The sequence below is a fragment of the Paeniglutamicibacter quisquiliarum genome (assembly GCF_019084045.1).
Classification (GTDB): Bacteria; Actinomycetota; Actinomycetes; order Actinomycetales; family Micrococcaceae; genus Paeniglutamicibacter; species Paeniglutamicibacter quisquiliarum.
This window is the reverse complement of sequence record NZ_JAHRED010000003.1, coordinates 456,170-471,728: the sequence shown is the minus strand read 5'-3', so window position 1 is coordinate 471,728 and position 15,559 is coordinate 456,170. Positions and strand designations below refer to the sequence as shown.

Below are 15,559 nucleotides of genomic sequence, written 5' to 3'. Positions count from 1 at the left end.
TCGTCCATGCCTCATGCTGTTCCCCCTTTCTCGCCACGACTGGCCGTCGCGGTATCGTTGGGGGCGAATTCGGGAACATCGCCTCCGACCTGCCCGACTTGTCCCGCGTAGTTCGTCAGGTCGTGCATTCTGGCCCGAAACCACCGAAATATGGCGCAGGCGTAGACCACAGATCCGGCCATTCCCCCGAGAAAAAGTTTCATGAGATCCGCGTCCACTGCCGTCCCGACCAAGTACGCGGCGCAAACGGCTGGTACGGCGGCCACCGCAGGAGTAACCAGGTTTCGGAGTATCAGCCTGATATCCGCTTGGCTCCGGTGTAGGACGACGAGGTAGGCAGGGAGCACTAGGCAAGTCGACACGATCACATGCGCCAGACCGGCTCCCAAAGCACCTTGTTGGCGCACCAGCAATACCAAGCTGGGCACGAGCCCGACGATCCATATTGCCTGCACGATCAGGACTCGGGTCGAATGACCCTTGGCAAGCATGTACGAAACGAAGAGATCGAAAATCATGCGAAGCGCTCCAAACACTCCCAGGAACGCCAGGATTCCCGCCGAGAGTAACCAGCGTTCCCCATAAACGACCCTGACCAAGGGTTCCGACAGGGTCGAAAGCATGAAACCGGCAAACAGCGCCACTGCCCAAACCGGGCCAAGGGCGAGCGCGAGGCTCCGATCTTTTTGGCCACCCACCACTCGCGCGAACGCGGGCAGGGAAATGGAGCGGACGACTTGGCCAAGCATGCTCATGGGCCAATTTGAGACATTGAATGCCAGGTAGTAGAAGCCAAGACTCACAGGACCCGCCATGCTGGAGATCGCTATGTTGTCCACATTGAGCAATATCCACGAGAGCATGTTTGCCCCGGCCACCGGGAGCCCGAAGGAAATGACCTCCGGAGCAAGCACGCGGTTGAAGCCAAATCTGGGTTTCACCCCGGCGAGGACAAATTGTGCAATGAGAGTTGCAAATTGGGCCGCCAACCGAGCGATGGCCAAGGAAATGACTCCCCAACCCAACAGCACCAGAACAACGGTCAAGGTGTTAACCACAACAAAATCCAGAAGGCTGATTCCAAACAGGCGTTTCTGTTGAAAATCCCGCTGCAGCTTTGCATAGGGCACCACGCCGAGCCCGGCAAGGAGGAGCGATCCAGACATGACGGCAATCACGGGTCCGGCTTCGGGACTCCCCAGCAAATTGGCCGTCGCCTGGGAACTGGACCACATGAGAACGAACAGCAGTGTGCCCATGATCAGGCCCAGTGTTCCGACCGTGGGGCTCTTGGCTTGGTGGTTCTTGGAACGAATCAGATCCGTGCTGAGGCCAAAATCTGCCAAGGTCATCAGGACCGCCTGCACGGTCAAGGCGATGGCGAACACCCCGAATTCCTCGGGAGCCAGAATGCGGGCAAGAAAGATTCCCATGGCGAAGGTACCAATCCGGAGCACCACCGCATTCAGCGAACTCCAGACGAGCCCCCTGCGAACCCCCATACCAAGGTCAACTTGAAGCATGTCCAACTCCGGGTCTGCTCTGGTGTCGCGGAACCACCATTAACCGCGAGGATTCACGCGAAGCGGTAGGCTGCCGGGCCTCGGACCCGGCAGACGCGCAACGTGGATTCTCCCACGTGGGCCCGGCATCGGGATGGAGGGTTTTCATGACGCCACCCCGGCACGGATTCTTCTCGCCATGATGAATTTTCCAAAGTCATACGCGGATTTGGTCATGCTTGCGGGACCGATGAAACGGTTTGTGCGCGCTGCCATGGCCTCCAAGTAGATTTTTTCGAGGGCAACGACGGCGCTGGAGAGACTGTACTTTTCTTCCACGACTTCCCGCCCCCAAGTCCCCAGGCGCTGCCGCAGCTCGTCATCAAGGCAAAGCCTGCCCAGCTCCTGGCCGAGCCCTGCTGCGCCGCTGCCTCCCCGCCCATAGAATCCCTGTAGTTCAAATTCCGGAAGGGTTTCAGGAGTCAGCGTTTTCCAGTAGCCGCTGGCTCCTTGAACGATCAATGGCTTTCCGAAGGCCAGGGCCTTGAGTGCCGAACTTCCCATGCCAAGGCAGATGTCGGATTGGTGGTACGCCGCTCGGGGATCGGGCAGGGTTCCAAGCAGTCGTACTATTTCTCGGTTGGACTGCCCGTTGGCGTCATCGGCCAAGATCCTGACTTTTCCCATGGCTTCGCCGTCGCCCGCGATGACCAAGCGGATGTCGTGCTCGACTGCGAGCCCGGCCACGGCCTCGATCGCCTGCAGCACCCCATCGGCCTTGTCGAGCTCGTCCGTAATGCGGCAGACCATTGAAACGACCAGTCCGGCGTGATTGAACGGCATCGGCGGCATGGAGCCGGGGCTATTTAGGTCCGTGTCAATAGGCGGTTCCATGAGATGGACCGGGGCCCTGCGCCGGGTTGCATGACGGCGCAAGGCCTCGGTCCCCACGATCAACGGCACGTGCGTGGGCAGGAAGTCGGGCAAGTCCATCGACAGCACCGTCATCACCAAGTGGGTTTTCGCGATCGGCAACAGTCGCCACGCTGCTCCCAGGCTGGGGGCCCACTCATAGGTGTGAACGATATCCGCCCCGTGGTCCTTGACGAGGCGTCCCAGCCCCTGCATCCATGCAAGGGACATCCGGGTGCCATCCGGGCTGGCAACATGCTCTAGCCCGAGCTCCGTCACGAGTTTCCCGAGCGGTCCCGGGGGAGCATAGACAATCACGTCGTGTCCGCGTGCCTTCAATTTGGCGGCAAGTTCTATGGCATTGATTTGGCTGCCGCCCATGGCAAGTTCATGCGGACAGACGATCACGCGCATGCGTTTCATCATTGCTCCCCCTTGCCGTACAGCGCCGATCGCACGAAGCGCGCTACAGATTCCTGCTGGGCCTCGGAGATGTGCGGATATAGCGGCAGCGAGAGTATTTGCTGCGCGGCGAGTTCCGCCACGGGGAAAGATCCCGGCCCATGGCCCAAGTGCCAGAACGCCTCGGTCAGGTGCACCGGTGTCGGGTAGTGGATGCCTGCACCTATGCCGCCGGCATTCAGTTGAGCCAAGACCCTGTCCCGCTCCGGCACCCGAACCACATACAGGTGCCAGACATCCTCGTTGCCTTCGGCTTGCCGCGGCAAGAGGATTGCTGGGTCTTCGGACAACAAGTGCCCATAGCGTCGGGCCGCCTCGCGCCGCAAGCCGTTCCAGCGGTCCAGATGTGCCAGCTTGGCACTGAGCACCACCGCCTGCACCGCGTCCAACCGGGAATTCACGCCGACCGCCTCGTGCCGGTATTTCTCCCGGCTTCCGTGCGCCGATAGCATGCGCACGCGATCGGCGAGTTCTTCGTTGTTGCTCAGGACCGCGCCGGCGTCCCCCGCGGCCCCCAGGTTCTTGCCCGGATAGAAACTGGTTCCGGCGGCGACCCCCAACGTACCGGCGCTGCGGCCCAACCGCTTGGCACCCTGGGATTGGGCCGCGTCCTCGATGATGACCGCGCCGCAGGCCGCTGCGATGGGTTCTAACTGCTCCACAAAGGCGGTCTGTCCGAAAAGGTGGACCGGCATGATGGCACGGGTCCGGGACGTGACTGCCCTGGCCACGGCCAGCGGATCGATGAGCAGGTACTCCGGGTCCACGTCCACGGGCACGACGACCGCTCCCACCCTGCTGACCGCCTCCGCGGTGGCAATGAAGGTGTTCGCCGGGAGGATGACCTCGTCCCCGGGTCCGACCCCGCTGGCACGGAGGGCCAGCTCAAGGGCGTCCGTCCCATTGCCGACCCCCACACAGTGCCTGGCGCCCAGGAAACCGGCGTAGGCGTCCTCGAACTCGGTAACCGCCCGGCCTCCGATGAATGCCGTGCTTTCAAAGATCCTGGCGAGTCCGGCATCCACTACTTCCTGGATTTCGCGCTGCTGTGCCTGCAGATCCACCAAGGGGATCCGTTGTACGTCCACTGGGACGGTGTTCATGGGTTCGCCCCCTGTTGCTCCGGATACATTTCGTTGACAGTTCGCCGGGCCGGCGCGTCGCCCCTCGCCTTGCCGCCGGGATGTCTTGCCAGCATCCGGGCGGGGTTTCCCGCCCAGACTTCACCGGCGGGAAGGTCCTGCAGGAGGACCGACCCCATGCCCAACACCGCACCGGTCCCGATTGCCAGGTCCTGGCGCACCGAGGCGTTCATTCCCAGATATGCTCCAGGACCCACGGTGACGCGCCCGCCCAAGGCCACGCCTGCGGCCATCGTCACGAAGTCCCCAAGCCTGTCATCGTGGGTCAAGGTGACGCGGGGCATCAGCACGCAGTGCCGGCCGACGAGAACATCGCTGGTTGCGACGCAACCGGCCAACAGGATGGTGCCGCCGCCCACGTGCGAACCCGCGCCGAGGCCCACGGAGCCATGGACGTGTGTGGCGTAGCGGGCGGCTCCGATGCCCAGCGCCTCGAGTCGATCCACGACGGCGGCGCGTGCGCTGCCCCGGCCCGCGCAAACCAGCAGTCCTGCATCGATCCCTGCCGCCAGTTCCGGCCCTCCCAGGACGCGGACGCCGCCGACCAAGCGCCCGTGCAGGGACGTGTCGTCGTCGAGCAGACCGACGACGTCATGGTCTCCGGTTTGCCTGATGGAGGAGATCACCTCGCGAGCCAGCCCGCCAGCGGCAATCAAGAGCACCCGCGCCATTTCATCCACCTCCGGCGGTGAGCACGCTGGAGATCACGCGGTCCTGCTCATGCTCGGCAAGCTCGTGGTACAGCGGCAGGATCAGCGTGTTGTCGGTCAGGCGCTCCGTGACAGGCAAGGGTGAGACCATGCCCGGGTGTCCCGCATACGCCGGCTGCCGGTGCGCCGCCATGATGCCGCGGCGTGCGGATATTTCATCCGCGGCCAGCTTTTCAATCAGCTGTTCCCGGTCCATCCGGAATTCCGGCAGGACCTCCACCCAGAAAGACTGGAAATTCGACGTGCCATGCTCCGGGTCCCGGGCACAGCGCAGTCCACTCATTCCCCCGAATGCCTCGCGATACCGCTGGGCAAGTTCACGTCGGCGTTGCACCATGGCATCGAGCTTGCCCAACTGCACCAGCCCGACCGCCGCCTGCAGATCCGTCATCCGGAAGTTGTAACCGACCTCGCCGTAGTGTTCCTGCGGGGCCAGGGTCGAGCCGTGGCGCTCGGCCGCGGAGACGTCCATGGCGTGTTCGCGCAGGCGCCGGGCCCGGGCCGCCCACTCGGCGTTGTTGGTCGTAAGCATCCCGCCCTCCCCTGTGGTCAGGAGCTTCCGGGGATGGAATGACCACGCGCTCACGTCGGCACCTCCCCCCACCGGGTTTCCCCTGTAGGTGGATCCGGCGGCGCAGGCGGCGTCCTCAACCAGGGCAATTCCGCGTTCGTCGCACAAGTGCCGCAGCGGTTCCAGGTCCAGGGGCATGCCGCCCTGGTCCACAGCGATAATTGCCGTCGTCTTTCCGGTCAGCACCGCCGCAACGGTGTCCGCGGAGAGGTTTCCCGTCGATTCCTCGACGTCGGCGAACACGGGTCGGGCACCCAGGTAGGTGGGTGCGTTAGCGGTGGCGATGAAGGAGAAGGATGGGACCACGACATCGTCCCCCGGCCTCACGCCCGCCACGATCAAGGCAAGCTGCAGCGCGGTGGTGCAACTGGAGGTTGCCACCGCGTGTTGCACGTGTTGGTGTTCCGCGAAGGCCCCTTCGAAGGCGGCGGTCCGTGGTCCCTGCGCAACCCAGCCGGAGGCTACGACCTCGGCGAGCGCCTCGGATTCGGCCGCGCCCAGCCACGGTTTCATGACACTGATGCGATTCATTGTTCTTCCCCCCAAGGAAGTCCCGATGTCCATTTAGGTTCTGGTGCCGACCTTGTGGCCAGCGTTGCGCCCGGCGGCCACTTCCTCGCGAAGCGGGGCCCACCATTCGACCAGCTTTTCCAGCCCCTCCTCCAGCCCGGTGGTTGCCTCAAATCCCAGATCGCGTCGGGCCGCGGAGGTGTCGGCCAGCCTGCGTACCACCGAGTTCACCGCCCGCTCGGGGCCGAAGTCGATGCCCAGGTCCGAGTCCATGGCCACCAATAGCGTTTCCGCCAGTTGCCGCAGGCTGGTTTCGGTCCCGCTGGCGACGTTGTACACGCCCTCGTTGATGCCGCCGGCCGCCGCGAGCAGGTTGGCGCGTGCGATGTCCTTCGAGAAGACGAAGTCCATGGTCTGGCTTCCGTCACCGAAAATCAGCGGCGGCAGCCCGTCGGCGATGCGTTCCATCCACCGCACCAGCACCTCGGTGTAGGCGCCGTGGACATCCATGCGGGGCCCGTACACGTTGAAGTAGCGCAGCATCACGTAGTTCAGGCCGTACATGGCACGAAAGCTCTTGAACATTCCCTCGTTGAACGTCTTGGCCGCGCCGTAGAGGGTGTCGTTGTTGTACGGATGGTGGCGCTCGGTCGTGGGAAATTCCTCCGCCATGCCGTACACCGAGGCACTGGAGGCCGCAACGATCTTGGGCACCCTGGCCTCGACGACAGCTTCCAGGACGTTGAACGTTCCGTTGACCATCACGTCCACCGCCAGTCGTGGGTCCTCGGCGCATTGGGTGATGCGGATCGCGGCCTGGTGGAACACCGCGTCCCGCCCCTGCACGAGCTCCCTGACCAATGCCCTGTCGGCGATGTCCCCCTCGATGAGGTTGACCTTTCCGGTGGCCAGCGCCTCGGCGATGTTGCTCCGGCGCCCGCGCACCAGGTTGTCCAGGATGTCGACGCGCGCCGCACCGGCCGCCAGCAGTTGGTCGACGATCTCCGAGCCGATGGTTCCGGCCCCGCCCGTCACCAGATAGCGACCCCCCGCCAATGACTTCAGGTTCTCGTTCATGATGCAGTCTCCAAACTGGAATCAGGATTGTGGGTTTGCGGCAACGAACCGGTTGCCAGGCTTGCGCTTGCCTCTTCAAGGACCTTCAACACGCGCAGCGCCGAGAGCCCGTCGGTCGGCGCTGCGTTGCCGGACCGAATGCTTGAGGCCAGCTCGGCCACCATCAAGCCCAGGGGCTCGAATTCCGATAGTGCGGGCGACCAGGTGTCGCCCAGCCGGTATGAGATGGTGGCGCCTTTGCGGTCCTCGGCATCGGCCCGGATCATCGCCTGGCGGTCAAGGTTGACCCCGCGGTCGAAGATGCTCAGGCGCTGTTGCGGGTTCAGGTCGTCCCAGACCAGGGTCTTGCGGCTGCCGCCGATCACCATTTGGCGGATCTTGGTCGGGGAGAGCCAGTTGACGTTGATGTGGGCCAGGGCCCCGTTGTCCAGCGGCATGTTCATGTAGCCCACGCAGGCCTTGCCGGCGTTCAGCGGGTCGGCGCCCTGGGCGGTGACCGACAGCGGGTTGAGGCCGCCGGGAAGCACGAAGTCCAGGATGGACAGGTCGTGCGGGGCCAGGTCCCAGAAGACATCCACGTCCGGCTGCACGAGGCCCAGGTTGATGCGCACCGAGTCGATGTAGAGGATCTCGCCGAGTTCGCCGGCTTCCAGGAGCTCGCGGATCTTGAGCACCGCCGGGGTGTAGCAGTAGGTGTGGTCGGCCATCAGGATGAGCCCGGCGGCACGTGCAGCTTCCACCATCTCGGTACCGCGCACGCTGTTGTCGGCCAGCGGCTTCTCCACCACGACGTGCTTGCCCGCGGCGAGGGCCGCCATGGCGATGCCGTGATGGGTCCGCGCCGGCGTGGCAATGGCAACCGCATCGATCGCGTGGTCCCGCAGCAGCTCCTCGACGGAGGAGACAACGGCTGGCTCTCCCGTTTTGCGTGCCAGTGCGGCGGCACGTTCCAGGTCCATGTCGCAGATGGCCACCAATTCCCAGTCGGAACTCATTGCAAAGTTGCGGGCGAGGTTGGGTCCCCAATAGCCGGCGCCGATCACGGCAACGCGCAGTGCGGGGTAGACGCTCGTTTCGGGTGCGATGCTCATCAGTAGGCCCCTTCCGGTTGAATCATGACTTTGAAAGTGCGCCACACGATGCGCAGGTCGCTGAGGACCGTCCAGTTCTCCACGTAGTACAGGTCCAGCCGAACGCTTTCCTCCCAGTCCAGGTTCGAGCGTCCGCTGACCTGCCACAGTCCTGTGACCCCGGGCTTGATGTAGAGCCTGCGGTAAGTGTGCCCCTCGTATTCGGCGACTTCCCTTCGCAGCGGCGGGCGCGGACCCACCACCGACATGTCGCCCTTGAGGACATTGAGGAACTGCGGCAGTTCGTCCAGGGAGTGCCGGCGCAGCCAGCTCCCCACGCGGGTGACTCGGGGGTCGTCCTTGAGCTTGAACAGCGGGCCCGCTCCCTCATTGTGCAGCTGCAGGATGGCCAGTTGTGCCTCGGCGTCCTCCACCATGGTGCGGAACTTGTACATCTTGAACGGAGTGCCGTCGCGGCCGGCGCGCTCTTGCTTGAAAAAGACCTTCCCTGGGCTGTCCAGGCGGATGACCAAGGCAATGACCAAAAGGATCGGAGAGAGCATCAACAGCACGGCGGCCGAGAACGCGACGTCCATGCCGCGCTTGAGTCCGTAGCGCCAGCCCGTAAACGCGGGCAGGTCAACGTGCAGCAGCGGCATGCCGTCCACCGGGCTCATGCGCACTCGGCGGCCGGAGACGTTGGTCAGCGAGGACACGAGGATCAGCTGGGTGGCACAAGTTTCCAGCCGCCAGCCCAACTCCTGGATGGCGCGGTTTCCCCCGGTCAGGGGGCCGGCCACCACCAACGCGTCGGCGCCCAGGCGCCGCACCTCTTCCTCGATTCGGCCCGAGTCGTAGATCAGCGGCAAGGTCGGGTCCGCCGCGCGGATCTTGTTCTCCGCGTCGATGTCGGGTTCGCCATCAAGGAGAACCCCGACCACGCGGTAGGCGGGGCCCGACTTTCGGGATATCTGGCGCACCACGTAGGGGGCGTCCTTGGCTTGGCCGTAAATCAGGACGTTGCTCAATGCGAAGCCCCGCGCCCGTTGGACTGCCAGCCACTGGCGCCATCCCCACCTCCCGATCAGGAGTGCGCCGAGACCCACAGGCAGGCTGAGGACGACGAAAATTCGCAGGTCGGTGCTGTCGGTGACAAGTGCCAGGCTCCCTATGGCCCCGGCCAGCGCGACGGTTGCATAGGCGAGGAACTTGTATTCCTGCATCCCCACGGCGATTCGGCCAATGGCACGGGTCCTAAAGAACCTCAGGCTCAGGATCCAGCATCCGCCGATGATGATACCGGCCAGGGCCAGACTATGCGGCGGGGTGGCGGCAAGGTTCGTCAATCCGAGGTTCTGGGCCAGTACACGGCCGCCTCCCCCGGCATCCGGGACCGCACCCATCGCCACCGCGGCCGGCAGGACGCAAGCCAGACAGATGATCAAGACGTCGGTCAGAAGCAAGCGGCGGCGATAGCTTCGACCGCCGACTCCGGTGTTGGCGCCGGCAACCGAAGAGGTGGTCGTCAGGGTCGAAGACGTCCAGGCCCGAATGATGCCAAGCTTGCGCCCATCCAGTTTTCCACTAATTTGCGTCATGACTTGCCCCCACGGTGCGACCTGGATCGGCACCGTGGAAAAGGGCAAAGTGTTCAGCCCGTTCTTTACACATCTGTGCAATCTCCCCAATGATGCTGTGACAATTCCGGGGCCCCCAAGTTCCCACGCGAGTGGTCATGCGCCCCGGTCAACACCGATCGTAAGTTGCGAGCCAAAGTCAGGCACGAGTGACCCGACACTCGTTTATCCACGTACCGGACGAAAAGGACACTCGGTCGCTACTCGGTCAATACCAGCGCCACACCTAATTCGGATTGCGGGGCCGAAGAAACAATCAGGCCCCATGCCTGGCGCGTGGTGCGCTCGGCATGGGGCCGGATCGGATAGGGGACCGACGGTCGCTGGGGGGTGGACTTTTTAGGGTCCGCTGGCCGCCGGTCCCGCCCTAGGGATGAGTCCAAACCCGTCGCAAGCGACGGGAATTAGAGGTAACTCGTTCGGACAGGACTTAATCGCATTTTTCCTGCGTTTCTCCCTGTAAAAGAGCTTACGTAGCCCCGACATTCCTTGACACGCGTGGTCACTACTTCAACATTGCGTGGATTGCGTCTACTCAGCTGCCGCCATTACCCGACTCGCGGTCCATGTCGTTCAGTTCCGAGCGCTCGGAAATACCCAACTTGGAGAACACCCGGTAGAGATGTCCTTCCACTGTCCGTTGGGAAACGGTCAACGCCCGGGCAATCTGCGCATTATTCATCCCCGAACGTGCCAGATCCACGATTTCCTTTTCCCGTGCCGTCAGTTCCGTGAAGGCCAAGGCCCGGGCAATGTGGTTTTCGGCCACCAGGCCCTGCTCATCGATGATGCGCCCCACCTGGCGCAGGATTGCACCGCAGACGCGCGGTTCCCCTTCGGCCAGGTATCTAAGTGCTGCTCTGGTCAACGCCTCGGTCGCGATGCGGAAATCGCCCTGATGCAGGGCATCTCGCCCCAGGCTCTCCAGGGCCTCGGCGTCGTTCATTCCCCGTGAAGAGACCAGGCGTGCTGCCAGCGTCGCCCGGGGTCCCTCGTGGCCTCGGACCAGGTACGCCAGCCGCTCTTGGGCGGGATCGCTTTGCAGCTCCTCGTGGTCCAATTGCGCTGTTTTCCATAGCAGCAATTCGCGTTCGACGAGCGGAAAGTCGGAAACCTTTTCGTGCCCCAGGGGATGTCCCATGCCCGCGGCGACTGCCCTGGCAAAGAGGCGACGGCTGGAAGGGGTCTCGGCCAGGGCTTCTGCTCGTTGCCGGTCATTCGATGCGGGATCTCGACGTTGCCGTGCACCTCGGTCGGACACGGCAACACCGGTTTGTCCCGAGGTCCATTGATACAGGCGCAATGCCAGCGCCAACAACTGGGCGGGGTCCCTAAGGCGGAGTTCCATGACGGCTTCGGCAAGTTCCTCAGTGGCTGCTGCTTTCCGGCCTTGCAACAGGTCACCCAGCCCATGAAGCAGGGCGAGCATGCCCTGGCGATGGACGATCAAATGAATGGATTGGCCTTGGTACGAATCGATGAACTCATTGGCCTCGACGTACCGACCGCATATGATCAGGTTCCAGCCCACCCGAAAGACTGTCTTTGACTGGTAGGTTCCCTCCAGCCGAGGATTCTGTCCCAGACCCTTGAGCACTTGACGTGCAAGATCCAGCGCAGTCTCGTTGCGTCCCTCGATGCTGTTGAGGTCACTGAGCAGGGACAGCACGACGAGGCACCCCTCGGGGGTCATGTCGGGATCCTCAAGAAGGTTTTCCAGCTCGGCCGTTGACGGGCGTTCCGCGTCGGGGGTGTTCAAGGAGCTCCAGCGCTCCAGGAGCAGCTCCGCGGTTCGATGTCCTCTTAGGATTTCGCCACGGCCGGAGTTGTCATCGAATTCACTGGCACGGGCTTCCCACAGTCGCTCGATGGCTTGCCTGTCATGGGCCTCGACATCGAGGTTGCTCAGAACAATAAGCAATTGCATATATGCCGAGGTCAGCATGGAGGCATCCCTGGCCTGGTCCAGGAGCCGGACCAGCAGCGACCGAGACGAGTAATATCGACCCATTCCCAGTAGCACGGCGGCTTCCAGTAGCGTTCCCCGCTCATTTCGCGCCGCGATGTCCGAGGCGACGCACAACTTCCACGCCAGCTCGAAGTCCAAGGCGTCCGCTGCCTGTTGCACGGCACGGAGCACCACGTCGGTTTCGGCTTCGACGCCGATTTCGATTCCCCACAGCACCTGCGTGGGTGTGGGTTGTAGGCCTAGGTCTGCGCGCGCCCTGTCCCACACGGCGAACAGCTCGGCCTTCCGCTGCGCCGGGACGAGCTGGCGCAACATGGTTTCATGCAGCGCGGAGTTGATGCGCATCGTGGAATTCGTGGTCTGCCGCAGTTCCCCGGAGTCGAGCAGGTGTCGGTAGGGCATATCGCAAATCGACAAGAGCTTGCTCGGCAAGGGACCTGCGAGGGCCAGCATTTCGAGCGTGCCCTGTTCTGCATGAGGGGTAAGTCCGTGAATTTCCGTCACCATGTCCGTCAACCGGTCGTCCACCGCCGGCAATGGGCGCGCAAGGATCCAGATGGATGGCGCATCTCCGCTGTCGTGGGCAAACGCCCGGTCGTTGAACAGGATTCCCTGCTCACGACAGGATTCCACGTTGGCCCGGACGAAACTCGGATTCCCTCCGCTCGTGGCCAGGATGATCCTTGCTGTTCCCTCGCTGATCTTGCCGCCAAGCTGCTCCTCAACGAGTGCCCGGACGCCCTCGAGGCCAAGCGGCTGCACAACGATGGTGGATAGTGCGTCGGAATCGGAAAGCGCCGCCAGCGCGGAACCGCTGTCAATGACGCCGGCGCCGATGGCGACCAATTTCAGGGCAGCGTTTTCCATCAGGAGCGACAATACGAATGCGGATTCGGTGTCAAGGTGGTGTGCGTCCTCCACCACAACGACGGGTTTCACGTCCCCCGTGGCGGCGGCCTCGAGTGCCGTGTTGATTTCGCGGAGAACCTCAACAGGACCCTCGATGCGTTGCAGGGAACCCAAATATGGTGACAGGACGCCATAAGGCACCTCTGAGAGGGTGGGGCTGCAATAAAGCCTCATCACCGGCGCGGGCGCATCGGGGTGTGCCAGCACCGCCTCGACCAGGCTTGTCTTGCCCATGCCCATGCTGCCAAGGACGATGGCGCCACTGGGCTCCGGACTAGTGACAATGTTGAGCAGTTCCCGGTATTCGACCGAGCTTTCCCTGCCCCTGTGGCTCGGCTTGCTCATCTCTTACCCGATGCACGCCTGGTGGCTCTGTCAAGGGCGGTGAGCTCCTGTCGATTTCGTACCTGCAGCTTGGAATACACCTGGTACAAGTGGCCTTCCACGGTACGGATCGAAACTCCGCTGCTGCGGGCAATCTCGGAGTTTCCACGGCCGTCTATGGCCAGAAGCGCCACCTGTGACTCTCGTTTGGTCAGTTCCTTCATCCAGCTGGGCAGTTTCTCCCCCGGTGCCTTTTCCGCGGCTAGGTCCTCGCTTTGGTTGCCTGCATATTGGCGCCTCAGACGGGACAAGTAGGTCGCCAATCTGCGTTGTTCCTTGGGGTCCATGAATTCGACCAACGCATTGGTGGTAGGGACCGACAACAGCACCTGGCCGGATCGTCCCAGCTCTTCCAGGACGTTGGGGATTCCGCTGCGTTCCTCGTTGCAAACTGCCGCCGCCAATCGCGCATAGTTCAGCGCAACCGAACCCTGGCAGTCCCCGGCGACTCGGTGGAGACGATCTGCAACCCCAAAATGCCCCAACCTGAGTGCCAACGCCAGCGTGTGCATCTCCAATCCCGCGTATCCGGCGTCATGGACCTTGTCGGCAAAGGCCGCGATCCGGGACTGCCCCGAGCCCGGGTCATTGATGCGGGCCACCGAAAGGGACGCAAAGACCTCAGCCACCCAGGAAAAGAAGTTCAGCGGCATTGCGGACGGTGCGGGTTCCTGCTCCTGGAGCAGGAGTTCGGTGGCCTCGGCACTCTGCCCGATGGACACCAGCGAAAAAGTCGCGACAGCTTCCACAGCTGCACGTTCGGCCACGTCCGGAGTGAACACGAACTGTTGCATGGCGGGATTAAGTGCCTTCAGGGCGAGTTCGGCCTCGTCAAAAAGACCGAACAGGATGCCCTGGACCGCATCGGCGTAGGCGGTGACCCTCGGGTTGCTGTATTGGCCGCTGGCCAACACCCCTGCCCGGTGTGCGGCACCCCTCCAATCCCCCGCCATCAACTGGGTCTGCAGCAGAATGGCTTCGAGCTCGGCAGCTTCGTCTGCGGGGAAGATCTCGTCAAATTGACCATTGATCCTTAGCCCGGCCAGGTCGTCGCTGATCTGTTCGACTGCGTTAAGGGCGTCGCCTTGCCGTGTGCGGGATGCCCATTCGAGAGATTGCACCGTCAATGCCCGGAAGTGCAACGATTCGGTGTGCCACTCGTTGCATTCGTCCAGGATTCTGTCCGTTTGCCTGTCGCTGTCCGGGCGCCCGCCATTCACGCCCATGAGAATTCGATTTCTGAGAAGCTCCAGTTCCTGTCCGGCCGAAGCCATTCGGTCGCCCAGGCCGTTCCCGTGAGGTGCTTCCTTGAATCCTGCCTGGGCGCGTGCCAACACGGTTGCGGCCTCGTCGGTTCGACGGAGCCTCAGCAGCGCCTTCACGTGCAGGTTCAGGATGGCGATCCGGTGCTCCGGGTCGCGCGGCCAGGCCTCGGCGGCAAAACCGTCCACGCCGAAGTCCTGGGCCACGGCGACCATCTCTTGGACGGCTCCGGTGTCCAGCAATGCGCGCATCGAAGTACGCGCCAGCGCGGCGGCCGGATCGGTGTGCAAGGTGCTCAGGCGGTCTTCAACGTTCAGTCGCAGATCCTCGTCGAGGCTTTCGCGCAACAGGATCGACAGCAACGGAACACCGATTTGCACCTGGTCGATGGGTCCCTGGACTATGCGGACATGTCCGCCTCTGCACAACGCGTCCAGTTCCTGCGCCGACCCGTTTCGGTGCACCACGTCGAGTGCTATCGGACCGCCGATGGCCAGGACCTGCAGCAACTGGCGCTCGGGTTGCTTGAGACCGGAGAGCATCGAGTTCATCAGGGTGTTCAATGCCGGCCCGGTACCGAGCCCTCCCAGCCTCAGGACCCATACGCCCCGATGCTGCTGCAGTTGCCCGTCGGTGACCCAGATGCGGCACAGCTTTAACATCAGGTCGCGGCTGTTGTCGGTCAGATAACGCAGCGTGGCGGCGGCCAGCATGGACATGGACCCGCCAAGTTCATGCTCCAGGAAAGTGCGCGTCTCGCCCATGTCCATGCTGCGCAAGCTAATCCTGGCCAGCCGACCGGAGCGGTACAGCGACAGGACGTCCTGGGGAAGGTCCTGAAGACGTTCGCACATCACCACCAGGACGATCTTCCGCATGGCGGCCAGTTGCGCCAGAATCGATGCCGACTGCTCGTCGACGAGCTCGGGCCGCCCGAGAAGCACCACCGCCGGATGCCCCAAGGGGCAGAGAATTCCAGCAATACCGTGGATGACTTCGTGCCGAGTGGCTTCGATGCCGACGTCCAGGCGCGACAGCAGGAAGGCGAGGGCACCCCTGGGCACGCCCGCTGCAAAACTGGTGCCGTTGAGCCTGATGAGTTCCGGTTTGACCTCGAGGCGGGAGAACCCTGCCTCGAAGGCATCCTGGCGCCCGTTGCCCGCGGGCCCGATCAATACGGCCCCGCCGCCCTCGGGGTCCGTGAGAATCGCGTGGATCATTTCGGCCGGGTCGTCCGGCGCCAACGAAATGCTGGTCTCCCCCAAGAGCCCAGTTGGATTTCGAAAGCGATTTTTAGTTAAAAATAGCGAATACTGCATCGTCAAAACCGTCCCCAAAATCGGTTCTTTCCCCAAGTACGCCCAGATGCATCGGCGTTGATGGCCATCTTAGACGGCAAGCGTCGAGAAATCACTAGTTGTTGGCCTTACCGACCCCCCAG

General features: G+C 63.1%; 10 protein-coding genes. All 10 read right to left on the bottom strand.

Annotated elements, in window-relative coordinates:
* Positions 1–11: 11 nt before the first annotated feature.
* The 10 genes from KRR55_RS08770 to KRR55_RS08725 all read right to left on the bottom strand — a co-directional run bounded on the left by KRR55_RS08770 (position 12) and on the right by KRR55_RS08725 (position 15,383).
* Positions 12–1,523, bottom strand: coding sequence for a lipopolysaccharide biosynthesis protein (locus KRR55_RS08770; RefSeq protein ID WP_217388686.1), 1,512 nt, complete (start codon positions 1,521–1,523; stop codon positions 12–14).
* A 144-nt stretch (positions 1,524–1,667) separates the two neighbouring features.
* A complete protein-coding gene (locus tag KRR55_RS08765; RefSeq protein WP_217388685.1) occupies positions 1,668–2,828 on the bottom strand; it encodes a glycosyltransferase family 4 protein in 1,161 nt (386 codons plus the stop codon).
* 8 nt (positions 2,829–2,836) lie between these two features.
* On the bottom strand, positions 2,837–3,979 hold the full coding sequence (locus KRR55_RS08760) for a DegT/DnrJ/EryC1/StrS family aminotransferase (RefSeq protein ID WP_217388684.1): 1,143 nt from the start codon (positions 3,977–3,979) through the stop codon (positions 2,837–2,839).
* Positions 3,976–4,689, bottom strand: coding sequence for a PglD-related sugar-binding protein (locus KRR55_RS08755; RefSeq protein WP_217388683.1), 714 nt, complete (start codon positions 4,687–4,689; stop codon positions 3,976–3,978). The genes KRR55_RS08760 and KRR55_RS08755 overlap by 4 nt, the downstream gene beginning before the upstream one ends.
* 1 nt (position 4,690) lies before the next feature.
* Positions 4,691–5,830 (bottom strand): DegT/DnrJ/EryC1/StrS family aminotransferase, encoded by a 1,140-nt coding sequence (locus KRR55_RS08750; protein WP_254455977.1) that lies wholly within the window; start codon positions 5,828–5,830, stop codon positions 4,691–4,693.
* 33 nt (positions 5,831–5,863) lie between these two features.
* Complete coding sequence (locus tag KRR55_RS08745) at positions 5,864–6,886, bottom strand: NAD-dependent epimerase/dehydratase family protein (protein ID WP_217388682.1); 1,023 nt, start codon at positions 6,884–6,886, stop codon at positions 5,864–5,866.
* Positions 6,883–7,977, bottom strand: a complete 1,095-nt coding sequence (locus KRR55_RS08740; RefSeq protein ID WP_217388681.1) for a Gfo/Idh/MocA family protein — start codon at positions 7,975–7,977, stop codon at positions 6,883–6,885. Before KRR55_RS08740 ends, KRR55_RS08745 begins: the two co-directional genes overlap by 4 nt.
* On the bottom strand, positions 7,977–9,554 hold the full coding sequence (locus KRR55_RS08735; RefSeq protein WP_217388680.1) for a sugar transferase: 1,578 nt from the start codon (positions 9,552–9,554) through the stop codon (positions 7,977–7,979). Before KRR55_RS08735 ends, KRR55_RS08740 begins: the two co-directional genes overlap by 1 nt.
* A 574-nt stretch (positions 9,555–10,128) precedes the next feature.
* A complete protein-coding gene (locus KRR55_RS08730) occupies positions 10,129–12,816 on the bottom strand; it encodes a LuxR C-terminal-related transcriptional regulator (RefSeq protein WP_217388679.1) in 2,688 nt (895 codons plus the stop codon).
* Positions 12,813–15,383 (bottom strand): helix-turn-helix transcriptional regulator, encoded by a 2,571-nt coding sequence (locus KRR55_RS08725; RefSeq protein ID WP_217388678.1) that lies wholly within the window; start codon positions 15,381–15,383, stop codon positions 12,813–12,815. Before KRR55_RS08725 ends, KRR55_RS08730 begins: the two co-directional genes overlap by 4 nt.
* Positions 15,384–15,559 lie beyond the last annotated feature (176 nt).

Excerpts from the sequence above, each read along its gene's own strand:
- KRR55_RS08770 (WP_217388686.1), bottom strand. The coding sequence starts at position 1,523 with ATGCTTCAAGTTGACCTTGGTATGGGGGTTCGCAGGGGGCTCGTCTGG.
- KRR55_RS08765 (WP_217388685.1), bottom strand. The coding sequence starts at position 2,828 with ATGCGCGTGATCGTCTGTCCGCATGAACTTGCCATGGGCGGCAGCCAA.
- KRR55_RS08760 (WP_217388684.1), bottom strand. The coding sequence starts at position 3,979 with ATGAACACCGTCCCAGTGGACGTACAACGGATCCCCTTGGTGGATCTG.
- KRR55_RS08755 (WP_217388683.1), bottom strand. The coding sequence starts at position 4,689 with ATGGCGCGGGTGCTCTTGATTGCCGCTGGCGGGCTGGCTCGCGAGGTG.
- KRR55_RS08750 (WP_254455977.1), bottom strand. The coding sequence starts at position 5,830 with ATGAATCGCATCAGTGTCATGAAACCGTGGCTGGGCGCGGCCGAATCC.
- KRR55_RS08745 (WP_217388682.1), bottom strand. The coding sequence starts at position 6,886 with ATGAACGAGAACCTGAAGTCATTGGCGGGGGGTCGCTATCTGGTGACG.
- KRR55_RS08740 (WP_217388681.1), bottom strand. The coding sequence starts at position 7,977 with ATGAGCATCGCACCCGAAACGAGCGTCTACCCCGCACTGCGCGTTGCC.
- KRR55_RS08735 (WP_217388680.1), bottom strand. The coding sequence starts at position 9,554 with ATGACGCAAATTAGTGGAAAACTGGATGGGCGCAAGCTTGGCATCATT.
- KRR55_RS08730 (WP_217388679.1), bottom strand. The coding sequence starts at position 12,816 with ATGAGCAAGCCGAGCCACAGGGGCAGGGAAAGCTCGGTCGAATACCGG.